This is a genomic window from Streptomyces synnematoformans, from assembly GCF_039531005.1.
Lineage (GTDB): Bacteria > Actinomycetota > Actinomycetes > Streptomycetales > Streptomycetaceae > Streptomyces > Streptomyces synnematoformans.
Window position 1 is genome coordinate 60802 of sequence record NZ_BAAAPF010000004.1, and the last position, 23395, is coordinate 84196.

The 23395-nt window shown below is 71.1% G+C and carries 27 protein-coding genes and 2 pseudogenes; 14 read left to right on the top strand and 15 right to left on the bottom strand.

Going from position 1 to position 23395, the window contains the following annotated elements; genetic code table 11:
* Nucleotides 1-80: 80 nt before the first annotated feature.
* The 5 genes from ABD317_RS02545 to ABD317_RS02565 all read right to left on the bottom strand — a co-directional run bounded on the left by ABD317_RS02545 (nucleotide 81) and on the right by ABD317_RS02565 (nucleotide 4680).
* Complete coding sequence (locus ABD317_RS02545; RefSeq protein WP_344287365.1) at nucleotides 81-2816, bottom strand: hypothetical protein; 2736 nt, start codon at nucleotides 2814-2816, stop codon at nucleotides 81-83.
* On the bottom strand, nucleotides 2813-3139 hold the full coding sequence (locus ABD317_RS02550) for a hypothetical protein (RefSeq protein WP_344287367.1): 327 nt from the start codon (nucleotides 3137-3139) through the stop codon (nucleotides 2813-2815). The genes ABD317_RS02545 and ABD317_RS02550 overlap by 4 nt, the downstream gene beginning before the upstream one ends.
* Nucleotides 3140-3213: 74 nt before the next feature.
* Entirely contained in the window at nucleotides 3214-3642 is a 429-nt protein-coding gene (locus tag ABD317_RS02555) for a hypothetical protein (RefSeq protein ID WP_344287369.1), read from the bottom strand.
* Between the two features lie 235 nt (nucleotides 3643-3877).
* Nucleotides 3878-4345, bottom strand: coding sequence for a DUF6907 domain-containing protein (locus tag ABD317_RS02560; protein WP_344287371.1), 468 nt, complete (start codon nucleotides 4343-4345; stop codon nucleotides 3878-3880).
* 32 nt (nucleotides 4346-4377) lie between these two features.
* Entirely contained in the window at nucleotides 4378-4680 is a 303-nt protein-coding gene (locus ABD317_RS02565) for a DNA-binding protein (RefSeq protein ID WP_344287373.1), read from the bottom strand.
* A gap of 105 nt (nucleotides 4681-4785) precedes the next feature.
* On the opposite strand from ABD317_RS02565, the gene ABD317_RS02570 reads away from it, so the two are divergent.
* Entirely contained in the window at nucleotides 4786-5520 is a 735-nt protein-coding gene (locus tag ABD317_RS02570) for a helix-turn-helix domain-containing protein (protein WP_344287375.1), read from the top strand.
* 24 nt (nucleotides 5521-5544) lie between these two features.
* Nucleotides 5545-7086 (top strand): site-specific integrase, encoded by a 1542-nt coding sequence (locus ABD317_RS02575; RefSeq protein ID WP_344287377.1) that lies wholly within the window; start codon nucleotides 5545-5547, stop codon nucleotides 7084-7086.
* 16 nt (nucleotides 7087-7102) lie between these two features.
* On the opposite strand, the gene ABD317_RS02580 is transcribed toward ABD317_RS02575, so the two are convergent.
* Nucleotides 7103-7429 (bottom strand): hypothetical protein, encoded by a 327-nt coding sequence (locus tag ABD317_RS02580; protein WP_344287379.1) that lies wholly within the window; start codon nucleotides 7427-7429, stop codon nucleotides 7103-7105.
* A gap of 635 nt (nucleotides 7430-8064) precedes the next feature.
* Between ABD317_RS02580 and ABD317_RS02585 the strand changes: the two genes are divergently transcribed.
* From ABD317_RS02585 to ABD317_RS02595, 3 genes are all read left to right on the top strand, one after another.
* Nucleotides 8065-8472 (top strand): hypothetical protein, encoded by a 408-nt coding sequence (locus tag ABD317_RS02585; RefSeq protein ID WP_344287381.1) that lies wholly within the window; start codon nucleotides 8065-8067, stop codon nucleotides 8470-8472.
* Between the two features lie 298 nt (nucleotides 8473-8770).
* Nucleotides 8771-9046, top strand: a complete 276-nt coding sequence (locus ABD317_RS02590) for a hypothetical protein (RefSeq protein ID WP_344287383.1) — start codon at nucleotides 8771-8773, stop codon at nucleotides 9044-9046.
* A 26-nt stretch (nucleotides 9047-9072) separates the two neighbouring features.
* A complete protein-coding gene (locus tag ABD317_RS02595; RefSeq protein WP_344287385.1) occupies nucleotides 9073-9549 on the top strand; it encodes a hypothetical protein in 477 nt (158 codons plus the stop codon).
* 477 nt (nucleotides 9550-10026) lie between these two features.
* Here ABD317_RS02595 and ABD317_RS02600 read toward each other — a convergent pair whose 3' ends face one another.
* Nucleotides 10027-10380 carry a hypothetical protein gene (locus tag ABD317_RS02600; protein WP_344287387.1) on the bottom strand — a complete coding sequence of 118 codons (354 nt, stop codon included), beginning with the start codon at nucleotides 10378-10380 and terminating at the stop codon, nucleotides 10027-10029.
* Here ABD317_RS02600 and ABD317_RS02605 point away from each other — a divergent pair.
* Together ABD317_RS02605 and ABD317_RS02610 are read left to right on the top strand one after the other, a co-directional pair.
* Nucleotides 10379-10591 carry a hypothetical protein gene (locus ABD317_RS02605; RefSeq protein ID WP_344287389.1) on the top strand — a complete coding sequence of 71 codons (213 nt, stop codon included), beginning with the start codon at nucleotides 10379-10381 and terminating at the stop codon, nucleotides 10589-10591. The genes ABD317_RS02600 and ABD317_RS02605 overlap by 2 nt on opposite strands.
* A gap of 105 nt (nucleotides 10592-10696) precedes the next feature.
* On the top strand, nucleotides 10697-11365 hold the full coding sequence (locus tag ABD317_RS02610; protein ID WP_344287391.1) for a DUF4352 domain-containing protein: 669 nt from the start codon (nucleotides 10697-10699) through the stop codon (nucleotides 11363-11365).
* 261 nt (nucleotides 11366-11626) lie between these two features.
* Here the strand turns inward: ABD317_RS02610 and ABD317_RS02615 are convergent, their stop codons facing one another.
* From ABD317_RS02615 to ABD317_RS02625, 4 genes and pseudogenes are all read right to left on the bottom strand, one after another.
* The gene (locus ABD317_RS02615; protein ID WP_344287393.1) at nucleotides 11627-12079 is read right to left on the bottom strand and encodes a VOC family protein; all 453 of its coding nucleotides are present in this window, start codon (nucleotides 12077-12079) and stop codon (nucleotides 11627-11629) included.
* Between the two features lie 56 nt (nucleotides 12080-12135).
* Nucleotides 12136-12813, bottom strand: a complete 678-nt coding sequence (locus tag ABD317_RS37685; protein WP_425582249.1) for a transposase — start codon at nucleotides 12811-12813, stop codon at nucleotides 12136-12138.
* A 5-nt stretch (nucleotides 12814-12818) separates the two neighbouring features.
* Nucleotides 12819-13019: pseudogene (locus tag ABD317_RS37690) on the bottom strand (transposase); the annotation flags it as partial.
* Entirely contained in the window at nucleotides 13016-13993 is a 978-nt protein-coding gene (locus tag ABD317_RS02625; RefSeq protein ID WP_344287395.1) for a helix-turn-helix transcriptional regulator, read from the bottom strand. The gene ABD317_RS02625 and the pseudogene ABD317_RS37690, both read right to left, overlap by 4 nt.
* A gap of 126 nt (nucleotides 13994-14119) precedes the next feature.
* Between ABD317_RS02625 and ABD317_RS02630 the strand changes: the two genes are divergently transcribed.
* Together ABD317_RS02630 and ABD317_RS02635 are read left to right on the top strand one after the other, a co-directional pair.
* On the top strand, nucleotides 14120-14875 hold the full coding sequence (locus ABD317_RS02630; protein WP_344287397.1) for an NIPSNAP family protein: 756 nt from the start codon (nucleotides 14120-14122) through the stop codon (nucleotides 14873-14875).
* 171 nt (nucleotides 14876-15046) lie between these two features.
* Nucleotides 15047-15423: pseudogene (locus ABD317_RS02635) on the top strand (transposase); the annotation flags it as partial.
* Here ABD317_RS02635 and ABD317_RS02640 read toward each other — a convergent pair.
* The 3 genes from ABD317_RS02640 to ABD317_RS02650 form a co-directional block, all read right to left on the bottom strand.
* Nucleotides 15336-15530, bottom strand: coding sequence for a hypothetical protein (locus tag ABD317_RS02640; RefSeq protein ID WP_344287399.1), 195 nt, complete (start codon nucleotides 15528-15530; stop codon nucleotides 15336-15338). The pseudogene ABD317_RS02635 and the gene ABD317_RS02640 sit on opposite strands and share 88 nt — an antisense overlap.
* Before the next feature lie 522 nt (nucleotides 15531-16052).
* Entirely contained in the window at nucleotides 16053-16703 is a 651-nt protein-coding gene (locus ABD317_RS02645; RefSeq protein WP_344287401.1) for a Rid family hydrolase, read from the bottom strand.
* Nucleotides 16700-18226, bottom strand: a complete 1527-nt coding sequence (locus ABD317_RS02650; RefSeq protein WP_344287425.1) for a flavin monoamine oxidase family protein — start codon at nucleotides 18224-18226, stop codon at nucleotides 16700-16702. Before ABD317_RS02650 ends, ABD317_RS02645 begins: the two co-directional genes overlap by 4 nt.
* A 505-nt stretch (nucleotides 18227-18731) precedes the next feature.
* Between ABD317_RS02650 and ABD317_RS02655 the strand changes: the two genes are divergently transcribed.
* The 5 genes from ABD317_RS02655 to ABD317_RS02675 are packed head-to-tail and all read left to right on the top strand — an operon-like array spanning nucleotide 18732 to nucleotide 22563.
* Nucleotides 18732-19310 carry a hypothetical protein gene (locus ABD317_RS02655; RefSeq protein WP_344287403.1) on the top strand — a complete coding sequence of 193 codons (579 nt, stop codon included), beginning with the start codon at nucleotides 18732-18734 and terminating at the stop codon, nucleotides 19308-19310.
* A gap of 58 nt (nucleotides 19311-19368) precedes the next feature.
* Complete coding sequence (locus tag ABD317_RS02660) at nucleotides 19369-19947, top strand: GNAT family N-acetyltransferase (protein WP_344287405.1); 579 nt, start codon at nucleotides 19369-19371, stop codon at nucleotides 19945-19947.
* Nucleotides 19944-20900 carry an ABC transporter ATP-binding protein gene (locus tag ABD317_RS02665; RefSeq protein ID WP_344287407.1) on the top strand — a complete coding sequence of 319 codons (957 nt, stop codon included), beginning with the start codon at nucleotides 19944-19946 and terminating at the stop codon, nucleotides 20898-20900. Before ABD317_RS02660 ends, ABD317_RS02665 begins: the two co-directional genes overlap by 4 nt.
* Entirely contained in the window at nucleotides 20897-21706 is an 810-nt protein-coding gene (locus ABD317_RS02670) for an ABC transporter permease (protein ID WP_344287409.1), read from the top strand. Before ABD317_RS02665 ends, ABD317_RS02670 begins: the two co-directional genes overlap by 4 nt.
* A 29-nt stretch (nucleotides 21707-21735) precedes the next feature.
* Nucleotides 21736-22563: an ABC transporter permease gene (locus tag ABD317_RS02675; protein ID WP_344287411.1), complete on the top strand. Its 828-nt coding sequence runs from the start codon at nucleotides 21736-21738 to the stop codon at nucleotides 22561-22563.
* Here ABD317_RS02675 and ABD317_RS02680 read toward each other — a convergent pair.
* Entirely contained in the window at nucleotides 22556-23395 is an 840-nt protein-coding gene (locus ABD317_RS02680) for a DUF3109 family protein (protein WP_344287413.1), read from the bottom strand. The two genes, ABD317_RS02675 and ABD317_RS02680, sit on opposite strands and share 8 nt — an antisense overlap.

Below are 23395 nucleotides of genomic sequence, written 5' to 3' on the forward strand. Positions count from 1 at the left end.
GTCTGTTTCTAGAGTGATCGGCTGTCGGACCTTCGGGGTCCGACAGTCCGACAGTCCGACAGCACTCGGGGTAATCACGGTCACTCCGGCGCCGACGAACCCGCGGCCAGGAGCGCCCCGTCGGCGAGCACGGCCAGCCAGCCCTGTTCGGCCCCGTACTGAAGCGCGGCGGGCCACAGCGGCTCGGTCGCCCCGGATGCCTTGAACTTGTCGCGGTCCGTCTTCTTCACGGTGTTGCGGTGGACGTCGCGCGCCGGGATCTCGCCGCCGTGCCGGGTCAGGTAGCGGTGAGCGCGCTTGGCGACGTTCACGACGGACGGGTGGGCGCCGTGCACCGCCTCGTAGACCGCCGACTGCGACTCCACGGCCGTCTGGACGGCTTCGGCTCGGAGCGCGTCCAGCTCGGCCCGCCGCCGCCGCTGCGCTGCGCTGGAGACGCAGTCGCGCACCTTCCTGGACGTCTGCCACATCTGGGTGGCCAGGTCCCAGTCCTCCGTCGTGACCGTCCGGCGGCCGTGGAGGAGGGCGAGGAGGGCGGCGCACTTCACGCGCCACAGGGGTTCGTGCGTGTCCAGCGGCGCGTCGGCGCCGCGGCCGAAGGAGATCTCAAGCGCGAGTTCGTCGAGGTCCTTCGTGACGTGCTCGGGCACGGACATGATGGTGTTGCGGAGTCCTTCCACCCAGGCGGTGACTTGGATCTCCCCGCCGTCCCGGGTGGTGACTTGGATCTCCCCGCCGTCCCGGGTGGTGACCATGAGTGCCCCTGTCCGGGCTGGCCGTTCCGGCGGGGTGTCGGGGCCGAGAGTGGCGTGAGCCCAGCCGAGGCGCTGCGGGAGGCCGATGGAGCCCATCTCCAGGAGCTTCGCGGCCGGCTCTTCCTGTACGCCGAGCGACATCGACAGTGTGTAGGCGCCCTTGGCCAGGACGCGGCGTCGCTCGACATCGGCGTTGGAGGTGCCCTGCCGCTCGCTCATCCAGGACTTGCACAACACGCCGTTCAAGGTCGCGGCGGCGGCCATCTGGGCCATGGCGTCGAGGACGCTGCCTTCGGTGGCGAGGGCGTAGCCGCGGCTCCGGGCCTGGACGAGGATCTTCTTCTTGCCGTTCTCGCCGTCGGGGTCGGTTTCGAGGTCGAGGTAGGCGGCGATCAGACCCTGTCCGGTGGAGATGTCGATGTGCGCGAGGTCGTCGGTTTCGGGGAACGGGGTCAGTTCTTCGGCGGTGTTTTCGGCCTGGCCCTTGCCGCTGCCGGGCGGGCCGTACAGGCCGCAGTACCAGCCCAGGGTCGCGGGCTGGTGGATGCCGTTGTCGATCTGGACACTGGGGTGGGCCATGGCTGCGATCCGGGCGAGGACGGCGTGGAGGACGGCGTCGGGGGAGGTGCGGCGGGCCTGCGCCATCTGCCGGATCTGCAGGAGCGCGGGTGTGGTCTGCCAGAAGACGCCGGGCAGGCGGTCGCCGGGCTCGTCGTCGGGTTTCGGGACGCCGTCCGGCTCACCCGGGTCGTCCTCGGGTGGCGGCTCGTCCATGTACTCGGGCGGCGGCTCTTGCGGCGGGGGCGGTGCCTCGAAGCCCTGGTGCCCGTTGTCGGTGTGGCAGCGGCGCCTCACCTCTTCGAGGACGGCGTACGGGAGCTGCGAGGCGGGCCCGCGTCCGTGGCCGGCTGCGGCGCGCATGATGTCGCGGGCGGCTTCGCTGGCGTCGCCGCCGTAGTTCAGCTCGGCGTACAGGCGGGGGATGGTGAGCTTGCGGCCTGGCGGCTGGGCGCCGACGGGCAGGTCGGCGCGCTCGGACCAGTTGATGGCCACGTGGTCGTCGCAGAGGAGGCTGTAGTCGCTGCTCGGCCTGTCGCCGTTGGTCGTCGGGCGGAGCCACTTCTCGCGGCCGTCGCTGTGGGTGCCCTGGTAGGTGAAGCCAGCAGGCTCCAGGACGTCGCCGAACCGGAGCATCGCGGCGAGCACGTCGAGCGGGCCGCCGCCCGTCGCCTCTCGCGGTGTCCTCGGGGCCCGCGGCGGCGGCATCTGGCGGCCAAGCCGGGCGGCCTTACGCTGCCGCTTCTCCTCCGCCGCCTGCTGCAGCGTGGCGCGGGCGGCCGGGGCGGACTGGGCGACGATGCCCTGGAGCATGCTCAGGTCGAGGACGTCGCCTGTGCCGGGGCCGATGGTGGCCGCGCGGGGGATGCCCTCCTTGCGGTTGATGCTGCCGGGCAGCTTCATGAGCCGGTCGAGGTTGCCGACCTCGGTGTCCCACGACCAGCCGCAGCGGTACGCCTGCGCGGCGAGGATCGCCTGCAGCCCGGTCGTCAGCTCCTTGATCCGGGCGCGGTCTTCGTCGTCGCCGATGATGTGCGTTTCGGCGAGCATCCAGATCGGGTTGAGGCCGCCGCCGGAGTGTGCCCAGCCGCTCGGCTCGGGCAGCCCGGAGTCGGTGACGACCTTGGCGACCGCCTCGGCGTCGGGCGGCGCGGGCAGGTCGTCGGGGCCGGGCTTGTGCCCGACGGTGCCGAAGTCGCCGTCGGCCCAGAGGTGGCTGAGCGCGTGCGCAAGGTCTTCCCCGCCGCGGCCCTCGGCGGGCCGCTCGCGGAGCGTGGTGGTCTGCGCGTAGATGCCCTTCGGACGGCGCCGGTCGAGCTTGACGGCGTACTCGGTCGCGGCGGTGATGCCCGCCTCGTCGGTGGTGAAGCGGTGGCCGGCCCAGCCGTCCGCGTCCGAGCAGATGCTGACGAACCCGGGGCGGTCCGCGTACAGGTGGCCCAGCCAGGTCCGGATGACATCGGCGTCCGCGGTCAACTCCTCCGCGGTCTCGGTGGCGTTCACTGGCGCACCGCCGGGAAGTAGTAGCTGCCGCCGGGCTGGCCGACGCAGCGGGAGCGGCGGATGCACACCCATGGCGTGCCCTCGTAGCCGCCGGGGTGGATGTGCTGGTGGCTGTAGAACGGGCAGTCGACGATGAGGAGAAGCGGCCGCCGGCGGCGCTCGGGGTCCTCGGGGTCCGGGAAGTTGGTGGTGACGAGGCGCGCGGCCGCGGGCGAAAGCCCGAGGCGCGGGGTCCGCGGCCTGTTCTTCTTGGCCGTGGAGGCTCGGGGTGCGCCGCCGAGGCCGAAGAGCGCGAACGGCTCCTCGATGGTTCTGATCTTCACGAACGGCTCGATTCTCGCGTGCTGATGGTGTTCGTGAGCAGGCGGCCCGCGCGCGCACGCGGGCCGCCTACGGATCACCCCGAGCCCTGCAGCTGCCGCGCCTTGTCGCGCGCGGCGTTGAGGTGCTGCATGTGCGCGGTGTCCCCGCCCCGATCGGGGTGGAGTACGGGCAGGAGAGCCCGGTAAGCCTTGTCGGCGAGTTCGAGGCCGAGCGCGGCGTACATCGCGTCGGCCCACGTGCCGGAGCCGCCGAAGGTGCCGGCGCGGGGCCAGCCGTCCCTGCCCCTGGGCCGTCCGGCCGGGCGGGAGGTGCGGACGGTGAAGCCCTCGCTCTGGAGGGTCCGTGTCAGCTCGTCGACGGCGAGGTGCGGGATGATCCAGCACTTCGCTTCCTTGTCCCACCGGCGCCAGCCCTGCGGGAGCGTCTTGATCGCGTCCTTCGCCTCGAACGGGGAGTGGACCTTGGCCTCGGTCGTGCCGATCTCGATGTGGACGGTGCTCACGGGCGGGCCTCCGTCCGGTACGCGGGGATGCCGGGGCCCGGCGTCGGCTCGGGCTTCCCGGCGACCGCGGCGGGGCTGTGCGTCGAGCAACGAGGGCCGCACGGGAACGTGCGCGCGTAGTTGAGCGCGTGCGGGCCCGTGGGGACGTTGCACGGGCGCGGCCGGCGGCGCCGGGGCTGGGCCGGGCGGCCGGGAGTGCGGGACACTCCCGGCCGGACGGCGGCGTACGGGGTGCTCACGCGGCGGGCCCTCCGCCGAAGCGGGCGCCTTCGGCCTCGTAGGTCGCGTCCAGCAGCCGCTGCGCGAGCTGCCGGGCCTCGGCGACGGTGAGGTGCCGTCCGACGTCCGACTCGTCGAGGCCGAGCCACAGCTTCGGCTGCGTCTCGTCGACGTGCTGGGACGGGGTGACGATCAGGTACTCGGGCCGGGTCGTGCCATCGCCCGTGGCGACCGGGGCCGAGAGGGCCAGGTCGACGTAGCCGTTGCTGCCCCAGCAGACGCGGTCGTCGGGGTGGTCGTCGTCGGTGTGCTCGCCGGGGAGGCAGAACGCGGGGTGGACTCGGTGCGTCGGCCACCAGGCAGGCAGCGGCTCTCCGGCGGCGGCCGGGGCCACGGCGGGGGCGTAGGGGATCGTCTCGGCCGACGTGGTGGCGATGTGGGGCTCGAGCTGGTCGTCTACGTTCGTCGGCGCCGTTGCCGACATGGGCTTTACGCTGTGCATGAGCGTGCTCGCTTCTACTCGCCAGTGGATTCGGTAGTGCGCTCGGCAAGCGGCGTCCGGGTGGCAGCCCGGGCGCCGTCGCCGTTCTCCTCGCGGATGCCGAGGAAGGTCAGGAGGTCGCTTCGCCGCGCGCGGAGCTGCCGACCGACCCGGATGCACGGGATGGGCAGCGCGTCCTCGCGGGCAAGCTGATAGGTGGCGGTGCGCCCGATGCCGAGGGCCTCACCGACCGTGGGCCAGACGTCGAACATCACCGGAAGCTCCAGCGCCTCGGCGACAGGGAGCCCCCTCCGCCGGCCGGTGGTCTGTTGGGTCATTTTGGCGCAACTCCTTGCCAGTGTTGAGCCGATCAGGCTCGGGGTTGCTGCGACTGTAGCGGCACGGGTTGGCACGGCGCAACCTGTGCCGTACCTTGGGTCCCCATGGAGCAACCGGACTGGATGGCACGAGTCGGCACAGGGGTGGCCCGGGAGATCCGTCGCCACCGGCTTGCGGCGGGCATGAGTGCGCAGCAGCTATCTGACGCTTGCGCCAAACTCGGGGCGCCGGTCCCGCGGACCGTCATTTCTAACATCGAGAACGGCAGGCGGGTCAACGTGTCTGTCGCTGAGGTTCTCGTCATCGCTCGGGCTCTTGGGCAGCCGCCGGGGGCGCTCGTATTCCCGGCTGGGTATGTAGGCGAAGTCGAGTATTTGCCAGAGAAGAAGACTGATCCGCTCCGAGCCTTGGACTGGTGGAGTGGGGAACACCTCCCGCCCGATGCGCGCGTGCCGCTATCCCGCGCGGGTGAAAGCCCTGCCAGCGCCTTCTACCCCGAAGGCAGTGACCAGGCTGAGCGTTGGGCGATCAACATCATGCGAAGGCATCGCGACGCCGTGAACCGCATCAGGGCGCATTACCGCAGCGCCTGGGAGAGTGAAATACTGGAGAAAACGGGCGGCGAACCGGATAACACCAGCGCTGTGGCCCGCGAGGTTGCGAAAAATCTGGAGTACTACCTCTACGATCTACGTGAGGAAATGGCCAGGGTTGGGCTAATCGTGCCCAAGCTCCCCCCCGGAATGCAGATCGCTAAGCGGCCGGAGGAAGAGACTGGCGACGGTGACGGCGGCGGCAGTCTTTGGACTCAGCGGTACGACGGTCCTCCACCCTTCTGACGGCAATGCGAAAGAGGTGACGTCGTGGCAACTTCCCGCCGCGGTGGCGGTGTGACGAAGCGCTGCGAGTGCCGCGGCGACGACGGCCGGCGCCTCGGCGCGAGCTGTCCGCAGCTGTCGAAGCGGTCCCACGGCAACTACGAGATGCACCAGGAGCTGCCGCCCGATGCCGAGGGCAAGCGCCGCCGCTTCCGTCGCACCGGCTTCACCGGCAGCAAGGACGCCCAGGCCGCCCTCGACCGCGTGCGGGCCATCCTCGACCTCGCCGGCGACGACGAGGACGCCCAGCGCCGCGTCGGCGACCTCCTCCAGGGCATCATGCGGGACCGCAAGACGATCCCCGAGCCGGTCGAGGTGTCCCGCCGGCTCGGCGTCGGCGTGCCCCTCGACGGCAAGATGCAGCTCGGCGAGTGGCTGGACACCTGGATCGCGACGAAGAAGACCCGGGGCACCACCACGGGCAGCTACCGCGGCCACATCGAGAACCACCTGAAGCCGCACCTGGGGCACCTGCGCCTCGACCGGCTGAACGTCGGGCATCTGCAGGAGATGTTCGACGCCATCGCCGAGCAGAACAACGTCATCGCCGCGGAGAACGCCGCCCGCCGCGAGCAGCTGGCGCGCTGCACCCGAGGCCGGCCGGGCGCCCCGAAGGCGTCCGAGCGCGCGAAGCTCGCGGAGGAGCGCGCGAAGCTCGCGGAGATGAAGCCGTTCCGGCGCGTCACGGGCCCGGCGACCCGGCAGCGGATACGCAGCACACTCCGTGCCGCGCTCAACGCCGCCATCGCCCGCCAGCTCATCGTCTTCAACCCGGCCGCGCACGTCGAACTCGACTCCGGCCGCCGGCGCAAGCCCGTGCTCTGGACGGACGAGCACATCGCCCGGTGGCGGGAGACAGGCATCGTCCCGTCGCCGGTGATGGTGTGGTCACCGCACCTCTTCGGCGAGTTCCTGGACGTAGCCGAGGGGCACCGCCTCTACCCGTACTATCACTTGATCGGCTTCCGCGGCCTGCGCCGAGGCGAGGGCGCGGGGCAGGGCTGGGCGGACATCGACCTCGACCGGGGCCTGCTGACGGTGGCCGCCGAGCTGGTGGTGGACGGCGGCGAGGTCGTCGAGACGGAGCCGAAGACCGACGGCTCGGCGGCGACGATCGCGCTGGACTCCGTCACGGTGCAGGTGCTTCGCGACCACCGGGCCCGGCAGGGCGAGGAGAGGCGTGCGGCCGGCGGCACGTGGGTGGAGACGGGGAAGGTGTTCACCACCGAGACGGGGGAGTGGGTGCACCCGGATGTGCTGAGCCGCGTCTTCCGGCAGCTCTCGGACAAGGCCGGGCTGCCGCCCATCAACCTGCGGGATCTGCGGCACGTGGCTGCGACCGTGCAGCATGCGGCCGGCGCGGACCTCCACGCGATCAAGGAGACGCTGCGGCACTCCACGATCACCCTGACGTCCGACACCTACACGTCGTTGCTGCCGCAGGTGGACCGGGATATCGCGGAGCGCGCTGCGGCGGTGGTGCCCCGGGCCCGGAGGCGTTCCCCCTCGACTCCTGCCCTCCCTTAGCAGTGCGTCAGGTCCCCTACTCGTCGATGTTCGTCAGCATGTTCGACAGCAGCCATGCGGACCCGTTGGCCTGCTCTCCATCGCCATGCGCGGCTTCGACGAGCGCGAGCAGGGCGGATCCCCGAGAGCCATCGAGGCGGTACACGAGGACCATCCGGTCTTGGCGCTTTGGAATGTTGAAGGGAACGTGCCCGTAGCCTCCAGCCCGGAGGCCCGCGGAGATCTGCTGGACAACGTTGCTCTTGGCGCGCTGGGCGCCGAAAGCGTCTCTGAGCGTCTTCACCGAGATGGCGGCATACCCGCTGCCAGCCTCGACGGCCTGCTCGACCTCAGTAAGGTCCACGAGCCCTCCTTGCTCCTCTGTCCTGTTAGGTGGACAGACGATATGGCCGCAACGAGGTTGTGCAGCACGCCGTGCTGACGATTCACCCGATCAGGTGAGATGGCCGCAGCCACGCCTGGACGATAGACTGACAGCACCTTCTACAGGCCCTCATCACCCCAGGTGGCGAGGGCCTTTTCTGCTCGGCCATTGCTCGGCCGAACGTCTCGGGAGTAGCCGGAACTACCCGGCACGAGGCAGGCGGTGGCGGCATGCCGGTCGGTACGCTGACCAGCGGGAAGCGGCAGTATCCGGCATTCGACGGAACGTCGCGGGAGTTGCCGGAACGGGGTGGTCTGGCCATCTCGGAGACTTTTAATCCGTTGGTTGTGGGTTCGAGTCCCACGCGGCCTACTCTTCTGGGCCAGGTCAGAAGGCATCTGATCTGGCCGCACGTGGAGATCGATAGCTCGGTCGGTGCTGCGCCGGGCTGCGGCCGATCATGGCGGACTGGCGGCGCGCACGGAACGGCCCCGGGAGCGGAGCCGGTACCCATCTGGGCGCGGGGCCGGCGGTGTCGGGGAGCGGGCGGTACGTGCCGCTCCATGAGTACGGGTACTCATGCCGGCGGAATCCGCGGGGAGGACACTCCCCGCATGGGACTGCTGCTGCACTGGCTCCTTGACATCGCATTGGGCAAGGCGCTGCTGGTGTGGACGCAGCTCTGCGCGATGGTCTCCTTCTACTGCCTGCTCAGCATCGGCTGGCGGCACAAGCAGCACTCTCCTCCGGGTCGGCGGAAGCTCCTCGCCTGGCGGACGGGGCTCGCTGTCGGCGCCGCGGCGCTGCTGGCGACGCCCCCGCTGGTCATCTGGTTCGGGATCACGCACGGCTTCTGGATCACCCTGACCGTTCAGGCGGTCCTGTGCTGCCTACCGCTCGCTTTCCCCGCGCGCGCCGCCTGGCGCCGCCGCCCGTGGCGACCCCCGGAACCCGAAGTCCGCCGCCCCTGCCCCCCGCACCCGGACCGGGACACCCCGGAACCGCCGACGCCTGCCACGTAGCCGCACGTCGCCCACCGCGCACACGGAAGGCCCCCGGGAGCGGATGCACACCCCCGGGGCCGTCCGACACGCCCCCGGCCATCGCCGCCGGCTGGCTGGCCACCATCGAGGCTCTGGCGCACGCCGCGGCTGGTGACGTCCCGGGCACCGACCGGGCCCTCATTGACGCACTTCGCCACGCGGCCACCATCGAACTGGAGGAACCGCCGCCGTGGCCGTGGGTGTTTTCCTTCACCAAGGCCAAGGTCGCACAGCCTGCCTGGTGTCCTGCGGCGCCCGTCTCGGCTTACCTGAGTGGGTGCTCGGCACGCAGGACGACGCCGCCGCACAGCTGTCCTCCGGGCACGACAAGCAGCGCGCGCTCCTCGTGCTCGACGTCGCCTCGGCACACCTCGCGGCTGGTCGCATCGACGGAGCGTTCTCCCTCGCCACCCGCGCGCTGGAGACGGGGCTGCGTTACCGCTCCGGGCGCATCGTTGAGCGCGCCCGCACGCTGCGCCGCGGCTACACCTCGACTGCTCCGGCGCGGGTCGTGCGCGACTTTGACGACCGCCACCACGGCGTGTACCTGTGAACCACACCAGCCGGAAGGGGCGCAGCATGCGAGTCGGCATCACCGGGCACCGGGACCTGCCGAAGTACGTCGAGGACCAGGTGCGCGCCGCGCTGCGCGCCGAAGTCGAGCCGTACGACCCGCGGGAACTGGTCGGTGTCTCCTGCATCGCCGATGGCCCCGACGCCTGGTTCGCGCAATCCGTGCTCGCCCACGGGGGCAGGATCGAGGTCGTCATCCCGGCCGCGGCCTACCGCGACGGCCTGCCCGCCGAGCACCACGCCGACTACGACGCGCTTCTGTCCGCTGCCGCGGAGGTCCATCCGACCGGGTTGGAGGAGTCGACCTCCGAGGCGCACATGGCTGGGTCAGAGATCCTCGTCGGCCTGGTCGACGAGCTGATCGCAGTATGGGACGGGCAGTCGGCCCGCGGCTACGGCGGCACCGCCGACGTCGTCGCCTACGCGCGCCGCAACGGCGTCCTCGTCCGCGTCCTCTGGCCTGAAGGCGCGACCCGGGACTGAGGTCCGGGCACGACGAATCGCCCCCTGCCCCGGCCGCGTGGCCAGAACAGGGGGCGGCGTCACCGGCCCGGCCGGCGCGCGAGCGCGGCCAGCCCGGCGTCGGCCCTGGCCGGGTACTCCGGCGGCCGGGCCCAGCCCAGCAGCGCACCGGCGACCAGGCGCAGCGGTGCCCACCGCAGCCGACCGCAGCATCGTCCGCCGGGGGTGACGTCCGGGCACCCGGGGGTGGGGCAGGTCTGCAGCGCTCGGCGCCGGTGTATGGCGGCTGCCTCAGCGGGTCGTCTGACTTCGAAGCAGGGTGGGTGTGGCGTGACCCTCTGGCTGGGATGCTCCTGGGCGCCGTCGTTTCTGGTGCTGCCGCGTATTTCGCGCAGACGCATCAGGCACGGATTGAGGTGGATCTGCGACGTCGCGATGCAGAGACGGCGGCAGTGGAGCGGCTTGAGGGCGGTCTGTGGCAGATTCGGCAGCACGCCTTCACCGCTCCAGACGAGAACGTGAAGCAGTGGAGTGAGGGCGCCCGTAGGCGCTGGGGTGAGCCGATCGAAGACATGGTTGGCCGTCTCGCCATCGCTGCGCGCGGTATCCGGGCTTGATGAACGCGGCGCGGACGGTGTTGCCTTCGCGTCCGCGGGCGAGGAGCCCGGTGCCTTGTTCGTCGATCGAGATGTCGGTGGCGCGCGTGCCACGTTCGTGGGCGCCGGTGCCCAGCACGTTGTTGTTGGCCCTCCAGTCCATGACGGCCAGGCACAGCCGGGTGCCGAACGGGGCGGCCAGGCCCGTGGGCTGTGAGGGGGCGTCGGGGTTCTGGGTGAGCAGGATCAGGATCATGCCGTATGCCCTGAAATTCTGCGTGTTGATGGCGACCTCGGCCGCGAGGCCCTCCATCGGCTCCGGCGACCTCGACGCCGTCAAACCGGTCGGGCACGTCTACGTCTACGTCTCCGACGAGGACGAGGACATGGCCGCCGCCGTCGCGGGGCTGCGCTCCGCCATCGCCGAGCAGCAGCGCCTGCAGCCCGGCAAGAGGGAACGCCCTTGACGCCGAAACCGCAGCCTCCTGCGGCCCGAGGGCCGTTCGGCCCATCCCGCGTATACCCGTACCGCCAGTACATTTCCGGCCTCAACGCACCAAGGGGGAGCACGCATGTCCTACCCGACCCAGCCCCAGCAGCCCTACGGCGCGCCGCCCCCACAGCCGCCTGTCCCGCCCATGCCGCCGAGGAAGCGCCGCCCGGTTCTCCAGATCACCGGCGTCATCATCGCCGTGTTCGCGGTATTCGGCATCGGAGCCGCCGTGGGAGTCGCGGCGAGCAGCGACAACGGCAAGAACAGCGCCGAGCCCGCCCCGACGGTCACGGTCACAGCCACCCCCGGTGCCGACAACACCGAAGGCACCGCAGCGGAAGAAGCCGACGACGCCGAGCAGCCAGGCGACGACACGTTCAAGCTCACCGAGCCCGTCCTGTACGAGACGGGTGTCGAGGTGACGCTGTCCAAGTTCGAACGGGCCACATCCAGTGAATGGGCCGCACCAGCCGACACCCCTTACGTCAAGTTCAACGTGAAGATCACTAACGGGTCGGAGGAATCGATCGACCTGAACGAGATGCTGGTGGAGTGCCAGTACGGCGACAGCACCGGTGAGCAGATCTTCGACGACGGGCTTGATACGCCCACGACGCATCTGCGGCCGGGCCGCACGATGGACCTACCCACGGGGTGTGAACTGCCAGCGGACGAGAGCTACGTCCAGATTGAGATGGCACCCGACTTCGAATCGGAGACGGCGATCTTCGCGGGGACGGTCAGGTAGTCCAGACAATGCGAGCACACACACCATCACCGCCGTCTCAGGCATCTGCATGCTGCGGGCCTCCTCGACCGCCAGCCGCACCACCGCAGCCCTCCCGCTGAAGCTGCGGCCGCCGCGGCCAACTCCACCGCACCGGCGGCACCGAGCGACAGCCTGGTTCGAACTCGAAAAGGTGACCGCGCTCGACGCCAGACGGCGCGGCGCGCGACTCCAGCAGCTGGACACACAGGGTCAGGGGGCTGCAACGACCTCCGAGTGCAGCTAGGGCCGGTTTTCACAGTCGGGGTGGTCGTTAGCCAGTGGTTTGTGACGGCGATTGGTGCGTGGGCGATGGGCTCGAACGTCCACAGGGCGTCCATCGGGATCGCGAGCTGTCATCGTCCACTGCGTGGGTAGTGTCTCGATCTGTCCGACCGGCCACCCGGCACCAAGGATGTGTTCGCGAACCTCACACAGGTGCGCGTATGTTCCGACGCGCAGTCCCCATCCCGCCTTGCTGAGGGGGTCGAGATCAGTGGCGGGGGTGGTTGCGGTTTCGACGATCACGAGGTGGTCGTTCCCGCCGACATCGATGACTGCGATCCGAGGATCGGAAGGGGTTGCAGCGCGCTCGAACGCGAGCGCTGCTCCGAGCAACTCCGTGTAGTACGTCACGAGCCGGTCGAGGTCGGTCGTGGACAGAGTCAGATGGTTGATTCCGAAGAGGTCGGGCATGGTGGGCCAACTGTAGTGCGGCCGCTGAACGGCACCTGGGGGTGATTGAGATGTGGTCACAGCGTCTGGCCTGGCAAGGCGAGTTGGATGGTGGCTCCGTAGCGGACGGCGAGTTTCTCGTAGCGAGTCGCGACGCTTCGTGCCTGCCTGAGGACTCCGATTCGGCACTCGGCTTTGTGTCTGGCCTTGTATCGCTCACGTTGGAGGCCGAGTGGGCGGCCGCCGGCCGGCCCTCGGCGTCGGCGATGGCCGGTCTGGCCGCGCTTTTCCGGAATGGTGTGCGGGATCTGTCGGCTGCGTAGGTACTCGCGGTTCTTCCGAGAGGAGCAGGCGCGGTCGGCCAGGACGTGAGCGGGTTGGGTGCGCGGATGTCCGCCGCCGATCCGCGGAACGTGGATGCGGTCCATGACCTCGGTGAACACTGGAGCATCGGCCCGCTGCCCAGCGGTGACCACGGTGGCCAGGACGTGAAAGGAGGCGTCGACGGCCCAGGTGAGTCTTGGTGGTCGGGCCGCCACGCGAGCGGCCGAGTGCGTGGTCTTCCGGCTCGGCCGCCAGCCCCTCCGGACTCGTCCGGCCTGTGTCGGCAGCCCTCTTTTGCGAGCCCCGGCGGCGTGCCGGCGGGCTCGGCAGATCGTGGTATCGACCAGCACCTCCCACCCGATGTGTCCGGCACTATCGCCCAGGTACCGTCGATCCGCCAGCGACGGAACAGCGTGTATGCCGTCTCCCACGGACCGTAGCGCTCAGGTAGTTCTCGCCAGGGCGAGCCGGTGCGAGCACGCCACCGGATCCCGTCGAAGACCTGCCGCCGGTCTCGAATGGCGACTCGAACTACTTCGCTCACCTGGGCATTCGCCGGATGTGAGGGCGGCCTTCGCTTGATTCTTTGTGAGAACCCAGCCACCACGACCGCCGGATGCGCGTCCTGGTAGGTCACCCGAGTCCGTAGGCGCCGGCGAGTACGCCTACCGTGGCGGCCATGGCTTGACGCAGTTCGGCTGGCGCGACGACCTCGACGTCGATACCGAGCCGCAGTAGCTCACCGCACGCGTGCTCGGTGCTCTCGGTCGGGATGACCGCCTCGACCCATCCGTCGTCGCCGACGGCGGTCGCGGTGGAGTCGACCGCCCGCACCACCTCCGGGGGGACGTTGTCCGGCAGACGTCGGCGTCCCCGTGGGGACAGACGGATGGTGGCGGCGCCGGTGTAGCGGCGCGCCTGGAAATCGTCGAGGTAGGAGGCCCAGTACGCGCCCAGGCCGAAGTCCTGCGGTCGGTCGAACCGCTCGTCGCTCAGCAGCGCGTCGAGGACCTGGGCGACCCGGTAGGTCGCGATTCGGCTCTCCGCAGCGGCCACGAGGTACCAGATACCGGACTTGAGTACCAGGCCGTAGGGGCGAAGGCGGCGATGCACCTCCTGCGGCGCGCGCCAACGGCGGTAGTGCACGTCCACCGCACGCTGGGTGAGCACCGCGTCGACGAACAGGGGCAGGTACGGCGTCTGTTCGGGTTCCCGGTACCAGCCGGGAGCGTCCAGGTGGAACACCGCCGCGGTCCGCGCCGCCTCCTGGCGCAGTCCCGCCGGCAGCGCGGCCAGCAGCTTCAGCCGTGCTGCCGTCACCTCCGCCGCGAGCCCCAGGTCGGCGGCGGGCCCGGGCAGCCCGGCGAAGAACAGCGCCCGCGCCTCGCCCTCGCTCATCCCGGTCAGGCGGGTGCGATAGCCGTCGAGCAGCCGGTAGCCGCCCCCGCGGCCCGGCTCCGCGTAGATGGGGACCCCGGCGGCCTGCAGACGCGCCAGGTCACGGTAGGCGGTGCGCACGGACACGCCCAGCTCGTCGGCGATCCCCCGCGCGGACATGCGGCCCCGGGATTGCAGCAACAGCAGCACCGACAGCAGTCGACCGGCAGACATGGGCGCATTCTCCCCGGAAACCCTGACAGCCCCTGGCACAGGGCTCCCCTACCGTCAGTCCGCGCCCGGCTCCGACCGAACGAGCCGGGAACCCATACCCAGAAGAGAACCGAACAGGAGCCTGCCGTGCCCTCCACCGACCCCGTCGGGCGCCCCGCCGTGATCGAGCTTCGCCAGTACACGCTGTGTCCCGGTCGGCGCGACGAGCTCATCGAGCTGTTCGACCGGGAGTTCGTCGAAACCCAGGAAGAGGCCGGGATGACAGTGCTCGGCCAGTTCCGGGACCTCGACGATCCGGACCGCTTCGTCTGGCTGCGCGGGTTTGCGGACATGGCGGTACGGCACCGCGCGCTGACGGCCTTCTACGGCGGCTCCGTCTGGGCCAAGCACGGTCCCCAGGCGAACGCCACCATGATCGACTCCGACGACGTCCTCCTCCTGCGTCCCCTGTCGGACGGGAGCGGTGTCGTCGTCTCCCCGCCCGAGCGGTCCCGGGCCGGTGCTCCGGGACCGGACCGATTCGTGTCCGCCGCCGTGTGGTCCTTCCCTCCCGGACGGCACGACGGCATGGCACTGATCCGGGACGGCCTCCTCCCCGTGCTCCACAAGACGGGACCCGCGCCGGTCGCCGCCCTGACCACCGAGACAGCACACAACACCTTCCCCAGGCTGCCGGTCCGCACCGGGGAGAACGTCGCCGCGATCTTCACCTCGTACCCCGACGAGAGCGCTTACCGGCGGCACCTCGCCGATGTCCAGGCCCATCCCCTCACACGGGACGAGATCCTGCCGGGCATCGAGCGAGAACAGACAGCAGCCCCCCCGGATGCTCCGGCTGGCGCCCACAGGCCGCTCGCTCATCTCCTGATCTGTCTCATCTGACTGTGTCTCTGATATGCGAACCGAACAGGCTCGGATGAGACAGAGGCAAGATCTCGTGAGACGGGACAGTACGGGATCAACCGAAGGCCGTTGTCATGAGTCTGGTGCCGCGATGCCCGGCGCGAAGCGTTCGCGGAAGCGTCACGCTTCCGGGGCGAGTTCTACGAGTGTCTGACCGCCCGGCGGGATGCGCTGTTCGAACTTGCCGACGCACTGCTGCGTGCCGACGGGCCGGTGGCCTCGCAGTGGACCTGACGCTGGTACCCGAACACCGCCGTGGGCACGGTGCCTTGTACGGAGCACTCAACCGCGGCCGGACCGACACCGACAGGTTACGGAACCTGCTGGTCGGCATGCCTCTGCCCCGCTTCGACGACGGGCGCCTGGTGCTCGCGGTCGACGTGTCGCCGTGGCTGCGGTCGGACGCGCCGTGCTCGGCGGACAGGCTGTTCTGCCATGTCTACGGGCGGGCGAAGTCCGCCTCACAGTTCATCCCGGGCTGGCCGTACTCCTTCGTCGCGGTCCTGGAGCCTGGGGCCCCGTCGTGGAGGACGAAGGCACGCTGGTGCTCGTAGGAGGCGTAGGCGGTGACTGCGGCGACGACCACTGCGCAGCCGCGACGGATCCAGATCTCCGAGGCGGTTCGGATGGTCATCGGGCACCACCCGCCCTACGTCGGGTGCCCACCGGGCGGATGATGGTCTCAGGGCCCTCGACCAGGATGGGAGTGGTCGAAGAGTTCGGGTTGTGGCACGTACGGCCTACCGCTAGAGCTCAGGTCAGAGTGTATATGACCTGGGCTTTCCCGCTTGTGTCGCCGGTCGGAGGCCAGTTGCCGGCCCGAACCGGGGTGGATCCTGCGGATGCGGTCGGCCAGCTCCGCTTCGGGCTGGCGGATCCTGTTCGCAGCGCCTCCGGACACACGCCCGGCTTGCCCCGCTGTCACCTTCCGCCGCGTCCCGGGGAACCACAGTGCAAGGGCATCGCCTCGTACCGGACAGACCGCGGTGCGGGCAGCGCGGGAGGACGTGGTCCCGGGGGTGCAACGTGCCGGTACCCGCGGTGGCACCGGTCGTCCGTTACCCGGTGCTCTGCGGCTCCGTCTCGGACGTCGGGGTCGAGGGGGGTGGAACCGGCCCTGGCCGGTTCCACCCCGGGTCTCACCCTCGTGACGCCCTCACTTCCTGCGGTAGGTCGCCGTGACCTCGACCTCGACCAGCCAGCCCGGCACGGCGAGCGAGGCTACCTCCATGGTCGCGCGGGCCGGGCGGGCCCTGTTGGCGAGGATCGGCGGCTTCGGCGCCGAGGTGCCCATCGGCACCGGGACCGGGTCACCCGAGGCCAGGTCGACGTTGGCGTAGAACTGCCGGTACGCGCGGTTCCAGCCGGGGTAGTCGGCGAGGTCGGCGCCCGGCGGCTTCATCAGATAGCACTTCATCGTGATGACGTCGGCCGCAGAGAGCCCGGCCGCGGCGAGGTTGTCGGAGATCTTGCGCAGCACCAGCAGCGCCTGCGCCTCGGTCACCGTGACGCCCTCGGCGTCCTCGGTCATCGACGGGTCCGTCCAGTACTCCGGCGTACGCGCCGGAGCGTCCGGGTTGAGTGCGTCGGGGCCGAGGCCGCTGCTGGTGTAGAGGGCGACGGACTCACCGGTCGCCACGCCGGTGGCGATGGCCGGGTTGCTCTGCCCGGTCGGCAGCATGACCTTGACCTGGCCGGGTCTTGGCCGCCAGCCGCGTGCGGCCGCGAAGGCGGTGGCGGAGGTCAGCAGCGCGCCGCCCGCGCCGGCGGCGGTCAGGAGCACGGCGCGTCGTTTCGGTGCGCTCATCCCTGCATCACCCTCTCGTGTAGTTCGGTGACGACCTTGCGGGCCGAGGTGATGGCCCCGTGCTGCCAGGCGATGGCATGGCTGAGCCAGTCGCCGGCGAAGTACACGTGCCCTGCTGGTTCGAGGAGGCGCCGGTACTCGGGACCGGTCTGCGACTCCCACCCGACCCACCCGCCCTCGATGAAGGGGGTGCGGTGCCAGGCGATGCTGAAGGACGCGGCGAGTTCGGTGCGGTACTTCTCGCCGTGGATGCGCACGCCCCGGCTCAGCGCCCGTGCCTCGCGCTCGGCGTGCGTCAGCCGGCCATAGGCCAGGGCGTCCGCGCCGAAGTTGTAGTAGCCGATGAGCGTGCCCCGCCGTCCGTGGTAGCCGTACGAGGGGTACCAGACGGTGGCCAGGTCGGTGTCCGTCGGCGTGATGCCGCCGTAGATGTGCTCGTCGGTCTCCCACCAACGGCTGCGGTACTCCAGGCCGATCTTGCCCACGGGGACAGGGGAGGGTGTCCTGAGCGCGGCGGTGACGTCGGCCCCCAGGTTGTGGTCGAGCCGGGCGGCGATCATCGGCGGGATCGCCGAGACGACGAAGTCGGCACGCTCGGTGTGGCTGCGGCCGCGGCCGTCCCGCCAGGTGACCTCCGCGCCGTCGGGGCGGTCGGTGACCGCGGTGGCCTCGGCCCCGTAGACGATCCGCTCGCGGCCGACGGCCCGGGCCAGCGCGTACGGTATCCGGTCCATGCCGCCCTTGGGCTGGAACATCAGCATGGCCTGGTCGTAGCCGAACTCGAAGGTGAAGCGGTGGCCGATGCGGCTGGCGAAGACGTCCGAGAGCGAGGGGACGGGGCCGAGCACGGTGCCCGACTCCGTTCCGGCGCCCGGCTCGACCGAGTAGCCGCGGCGTTCGCTGCCGGTGTATCCCCAGTCGTCCGCGCGCCCTCCTATGTCGCCGAACCCCTCCAGGAACGCCAGGAGCCGCTCCTTGTCGTCGGCGGTCAGCTTCTGGTCCAGGGCGCCCTGGTCGGTGGCGGTGGCCAGCAACTCGGAGACGTAGCCGTAGACGTCGGCCTTGGCGGTGCGCCAGCGCACCGGCCTGCCGGCGAGCGAGCCCACGGCGTTCTCGTGGTGGATGTAGGCGTTCGCGTTCTGGTTGGTGAAGACCTCCAACTCCACGCCCAGTTCGCGGCAGTACTCCAGCGTGACGTGCGACTGCGGCAGCCGGGCCGGGCCGGCGTTCATGTACTGGTCTCGGGAGAACCTCGCGCGCTGGGTCCGCCCGTCGAGGTCGGTCTCGGTGGTGCCGCCTCGGACGGTCCAGTTGCGGCCGCCCGGCCGGTTCCTGGCCTCCAGGATCCGTACGCGGTAGCCCGCCTTGCGCAGTTCGTACGCCGTGACCAGCCCTGCGATGCCGGCACCGAGCACGATCACCTTGCCCGCGGCCCGGCCGGAGAGGGTGAAGTCGCTGCGCTGCGGGGGACGGAACTCGGTCGCGGCGGCCTCGGCCACGGGGGCCAGGCCGAGCGCGCTCATCGTGGAGTACAGCGCTCCGGCGCCGCCGGCGGCACCGACGGAGCGCAGGAAGTCCCGGCGGGTTGCTGAACCTGCCAAAGTCTCCTCCTTGCCCGCGGCCACCTGCAGGGAACCGGCGGCCACGTGTTCGTGGAACGGTCCGGCCCTGGGGGGTGGGGAACCGGCGTGCGAGAGGAGCCTCTCCCCGGCGTGTTTCCCGCATATGCCGACTGCATGACCGGCTGGTTGAAGCCTTGACCGCTTCGCCGGAGTCGCCCGGAGTGCGGCATACGCCGCGGCGGGCGGGGCGTTGCCGCAGGAGGTCGGCAGCCGCGGCTCATGCGTCTCACGGGCTTCTCAACTTCCGGCGGTGGGTCCTATCATCGCCAATGCTGAGCTGATCCCTGGTCAGGGGTCGGCTCGGTGAGCGAGGCGCAAGGTCGCCCGAGGCGTATCGTCGCCCCAGCCCCATCTCTGCCCTGGGGGAGGCAGCCCGGTAGATCTGCGGCTGCCTACGTTCGCAGCAGTGCTGGAAACCGTCGTACGTCGGAAGGACCGCACCGTGAACACCCTCATGAGCCCCGAAACAGGCCACGACGCCCCTCTGCGCCGTACCGCCAAGAACGGCCCCAGCATCGGTAGCCGTAAGCGGGCGCGTCCCGCTGAGGAGAGCGGTGCCACCGGTGTTGAGCCGCTGCGTCGTGAGGCCAAGGGCAGCCCCAGCATCGGTGGTCGTAAGCCGGCGCGTCCTGTGGAGAAGGGCGGTGCTGCTGGTGTTGAGCCGTTGCGTCGTACCGCCAAGGACGGCCCCGGTATCGGTAGCCGTAAGCGGGCGCGTCCCGCTGAGAAGGGCGATGTCACCGGTGTTGAGCCGTTGCGTGGTACGGCCAAGGGCACTCCCGGTATTGGTGGTCGCAAGCCGGCGCGTCCTGTGGAGAAGGGCGGTGCTGCTGGTGTTGAGCCGCTGCGTCGTACCGCCAAGGGCAGTCCCGGCATCGGTAGTCGTCGGCCGGTGCGCCCTGCTGACCAGGGCAACCCCGGCGGGCCTGGCCGCCGCCTGGCCAGCATGCGGACCAGCTCCGGCGCCGGTGTCCGCAAGGGCTGACCGCACGGACGAGTTCTGATCGGGACCGGCTTCGGCCGGGGCCAGAGCAAGGGGACCGATGGCCAAGTCGCCGATCACGGTGGAGCGGTGGGAAGAGGCCGAGTGCGCCGTGCACCTCGACGTCGCGCTGCCGATCTACAAGGAGACCTCCGCGGAACCGCCGTACCGCGAAGGCCCGGAGGAGATCGCCGACTTCGTGGACCGCTTCGCGCAGGAGGTGCGGATTCCCCGCGCCCGCCTCGTCGTGGCCCGCTGCGACGGTCTGGCCGTCGGCTTCGCCTTCGGCTACCCGCTGCCGCCGGACGCCGGCTGGTGGAAGGCGATGGACGAGGACGTGCCGGCGGCGTTCGCCGCGGAGACCGGTGAGCGTACGCTGGCCGTCATCGAACTCTCGGTACGCGCCGGCTGGCGGCGGCGGGGGGTGGCCGCGCGGTTGCACGCGGCGCTGCGGGAGGGGCTGGGCGTGGAGCGGGTCACGCTGGCGGTACGGGACGACCCGGAAGCCGCGCCGGCTCAGGCGGTCTACGCCGCGTGGGGCTACCGCCGGGTCGGCCACTGGCGGCCGGCGGACGACGCGCCCCTGTCCCGCATCATGGTGCTGGACCTCGCGGGCACCGCGCAGCTGGCCGACCGGTGACCGGCAGCGCGATCGAGGTCCGGGAGCTGACCCGGCTCTACCGGCGCAAGGGCAAACCGGAGTTGCGTGCGCTGGACCGCGTGACGCTGACGGTTCCGCGGGGCGAGGTGCACGGGCTGCTCGGGCCGAACGGCGCGGGCAAGACGACCTTGTGCCGCGTCCTGTCCACCGTGCTGCTGCCGTCGTCGGGTGACGCCGCCGTCCTCGGCCGGGACGTGGTGCGGCAGGCGGAGGAGGTCAAGCGGCTGATCGGGATCGTCTTCGGCGGGGACCGCGGGCTCTACCCGCGGCTCACCGGGCGGCAGAACCTGGACCTGTGGGCGTCGCTCTACGGGCTGCACCGCAAGGCCCGGCGCGTACGAGTCGCGGAGCTGCTGGAGCGGATGGGGCTGTCCGAGCGCGCCGAGGAGCGGGTCCAGACGTACTCGCGCGGGATGAAGCAGCGCCTGCACCTCGCGCGCGGGCTGGTCTGCGACCCCGGTGTGCTGCTCCTGGACGAGCCGACCGTGGGCATGGACCCGGTCGCGGCCCACGACTTCCGCGAGCTGGTGCGCGAGTTGCGCACGGGTGGGCACACCGTCCTGCTGACCACGCACGACATGGCCGAGGCCGCCGCGCTCAGCGACCGCGTCTCGTTCCTCGACAACGGAAGGCTGACGCTGACCGCGAGCCCGGAGGCGGTCGGTGACGTCGTCTCCTCGCACGAGCGGCTGGAGGTACGCGGCCTGCCCGCCGCGCTGCGTGCGCGGGTCGCGGCGCTGCCGGCGGTGGCGGCGGTGACCGCGGTCGACGGGGACACCACCCGGATCGAGACGGAGACCCCCGAGGCGGTCCGCGCCGTGCTGCTGCTGCTCGTGGAGGAGGGCATCACCGACATCGCGCGCACCCGGCCCTCCCTGGAGGAGGTATACCTCCACCTCGTCGGCGACCGCGGCATGGCGGTCGGCGGGTGACGGCGACGCCGGAGGCGGCCCGCCGGGGCTCCGCGGTGTCGGGCTTCGCGTCCGGGTTGCGCTTCCAGCTCGTGTCGATGGCGCGGGAGGTCGACACGTACCAGGCGCTGGCGCTCGCGCCGTTCCAGACGCTGGTGCTGATGTCGGCGATGGAGTTCGCCGGCCGCGGCGACCTCAACGCGTACGCCGTGGTGGCGGCGACGCTGATGACGATGTGGACCACCGCGCTGATCTTCGCCACCGGCCTGGTGATCGAGGACAAGGAGGACGGCCGGATGGAGTCGCTGGTCGCCGCCCCCGCCTCCTTCCCGCTGCTGGTCTTCGGCCGGCTCTGCGGCTGCATGCTGCTGGCCATGCCGTCCTTCGGGCTGGCGGTGCTGGTGGCCGGCGGCGTCTTCGGCTACTGGACGCCGGTGCCGCATCCGCTGGTGTTCGCCGCCGCGCTGCTGCTGACGGCGGCGGGTACGGCGGCGGCCACCACCGCCCTCTCGGCGCTGTTCGTAACCCGGCCGAGCGCCTACGCCCTGGGCAACGCGCTGGTCTACCCGGTCTTCCTGCTGAGCGGGGTGGTCGTCCCCGCCGCGGAACTGCCCGGTGCGCTGGAGGCGGCCAGCCGGCTGAGCTACCTGGCGTGGGCGGCGGAGCTGCTGCGCGACGCCACCGAGCCGGGGCCGGTGGCCCACGCCGTACCGCGGCTCGGGGCGATGCTGCTGCTGGGCGTGGTGATGGTGGGTGTCGGCGTCGTGGCGCTGACCCGGCACCTCGGCCGGGCGCGGGCGTCGGGCGTGCTGGCCGGTGGGCAGTGACCGGGGCTCCCGCCGAGAAGGCGAGGGCAGTGAGGGCGCCGAGGACGGCCAAGGCGGCTTGGGGGCGTCTCGGCGCGGCCGCGGTCGCGGTCCGCCAGGGCGCGGTGGTGACCGTCGAGGACTTCCGCGCCTACTACACCTGGCGCACCTGGCTCGGCGGCTGGCTGATCCGGCTGCTGTGCCAGGTGCTGTTCTTCAGCCAGCTCGCCGCGCTCGTCGGCGACTCCGACTACGCGGTGCACGTGGTGCTCGGCGCCTCGCTGCTGGTCGGCGTGCTCCAGGCGATGCAGGGCATCTCCACGACCGTACGCGACATCCTGCTGGGTACGCTGCCGCTGCTCGCCGCGTCCCCCGTGCGGCCCGGCTGGTTCTTCCTGGGCCGGAGCCTGTGCTGGCCGGTGTCCGGGGTGGTGAGCAGCTCGATCGTGCTGCTCGCCCTCTCGCCGTTCTTCGGCGCGTCGTGGACGGCGGTGCAGGTGCCGCTGGTGCTGCTGCTGGTGCTGCTGACGACGCTCGCCACGTACTGCGTGGCGCTGGTGCTGGGCGCCGTCGCGCTCCTGGTGCCGATGGCGAACAACCTGCTGAGCGCGCTGGGCACGATGGCTGTCACCGTGCTCAGCGGCGCGATCACCCCGGTGCACTTCTGGCCCGGCCCGGTGCAGGCCGTGGCGGAGACCATCCCGGTGACCCACGGGCTGTCGGCTCTGCTCCTGCTGGAGTCGGACGCGGGGCTCGGCCCCACGGCGCACGCCGCCGGGCGCGCGGCGCTCGCCGGGCTGTGCTGGCTCGTGCTGAGCCTGGTGGCGTACCGGCTGCTGTTCAACCGTGCGCGCCGCGGGGGCTCCCTGCTCACCTGACCTCGTGCACCTGGTCCGCCGGGTCCACCGGATCCGCCGGGTGCGGCGCGATCAGGGGCAGGCCGTGCCGCGGGCCGGCGACGCGCTCCTCGCAGAGCCGCGCCAGCACGTCGTAGGCCTTCTGCCCCATCAGCGCCACCAGCTCCGGCCGGTACGACACGTACACCGGCTCGCCGGCGCCGTGCGCCGAGGGCGCCGACGTGCACCACCAGTGCAGGTCGTGCCCGCCCGGGCCCCAGCCCCTGCGGTCGTACTCGCCGATCGAGATCACCAGCACCTGCGTGTCGTCCGGCCGCGTCACCCACTCGTGCGTCCACCGCACCGGCAGCTGCCAGCACACGTCCGGCTTGGTCTCCAGCGGCTCGCGGCCCTCCCGCAGCGCCAGCAGGTGCAGCGCACAGCCCGCACCGCCGGGGAAGCCGGCCCGGTTGTGGAAGATGCAGGTGCCCTCGACGCGCCGGGTCTTGTGCTTCCCCTCCTCCTCGGCGTACGGGTCGGGCTCGGTGAAGCCCTCCGGGCCCGTGCCCTCAGCGTGGTGCTGCCATATCTCCGGGGTGAGCCGCCGGGCGTGGCGGCGTACGCGCTCCTCGTCGTCCTCGTCGGAGAAGTGCGCGCCGAGGGTGCAGCAGCCGTCGTCGGGGCGTCCCGCCAGCATCCCCTGGCAGCCGCTGCCGAAGATGCACGACCAGCGTGACGTCAGCCACGTCAGGTCGCAGCGGAAGACCTGCTCGTCGTCGGCGGGGTCGGCGAACTCGGCCCAGGCCCGGGGGAAGTCCAGCGGGACTTCGTCCCCCGGACCCGGCTGTCCGTCGCCCTGTTTCGTGTCGTCCAC

Coding starts and splice junctions, on each gene's coding strand:
- ABD317_RS02640 (WP_344287399.1), bottom strand. CDS start 15,530: ATGACCATCCGAACCGCCTCGGAGATCTGGATCCGTCGCGGCTGCGCA.
- ABD317_RS02570 (WP_344287375.1), top strand. CDS start 4,786: ATGGAGCAACCGGACTGGATGGCACGAGTCGGCACAGGGGTGGCCCGG.
- ABD317_RS02625 (WP_344287395.1), bottom strand. CDS start 13,993: ATGTCTGCCGGTCGACTGCTGTCGGTGCTGCTGTTGCTGCAATCCCGG.
- ABD317_RS02645 (WP_344287401.1), bottom strand. CDS start 16,703: ATGAGCGCACCGAAACGACGCGCCGTGCTCCTGACCGCCGCCGGCGCG.
- ABD317_RS02605 (WP_344287389.1), top strand. CDS start 10,379: ATGCCGTATGCCCTGAAATTCTGCGTGTTGATGGCGACCTCGGCCGCG.
- ABD317_RS02660 (WP_344287405.1), top strand. CDS start 19,369: ATGGCCAAGTCGCCGATCACGGTGGAGCGGTGGGAAGAGGCCGAGTGC.
- ABD317_RS02650 (WP_344287425.1), bottom strand. CDS start 18,226: ATGAGCGCGCTCGGCCTGGCCCCCGTGGCCGAGGCCGCCGCGACCGAG.
- ABD317_RS02595 (WP_344287385.1), top strand. CDS start 9,073: ATGCGAGTCGGCATCACCGGGCACCGGGACCTGCCGAAGTACGTCGAG.
- ABD317_RS02585 (WP_344287381.1), top strand. CDS start 8,065: ATGGGACTGCTGCTGCACTGGCTCCTTGACATCGCATTGGGCAAGGCG.
- ABD317_RS02560 (WP_344287371.1), bottom strand. CDS start 4,345: ATGTCGGCAACGGCGCCGACGAACGTAGACGACCAGCTCGAGCCCCAC.
- ABD317_RS02565 (WP_344287373.1), bottom strand. CDS start 4,680: ATGACCCAACAGACCACCGGCCGGCGGAGGGGGCTCCCTGTCGCCGAG.
- ABD317_RS02600 (WP_344287387.1), bottom strand. CDS start 10,380: ATGATCCTGATCCTGCTCACCCAGAACCCCGACGCCCCCTCACAGCCC.
- ABD317_RS02610 (WP_344287391.1), top strand. CDS start 10,697: ATGTCCTACCCGACCCAGCCCCAGCAGCCCTACGGCGCGCCGCCCCCA.
- ABD317_RS02615 (WP_344287393.1), bottom strand. CDS start 12,079: ATGCCCGACCTCTTCGGAATCAACCATCTGACTCTGTCCACGACCGAC.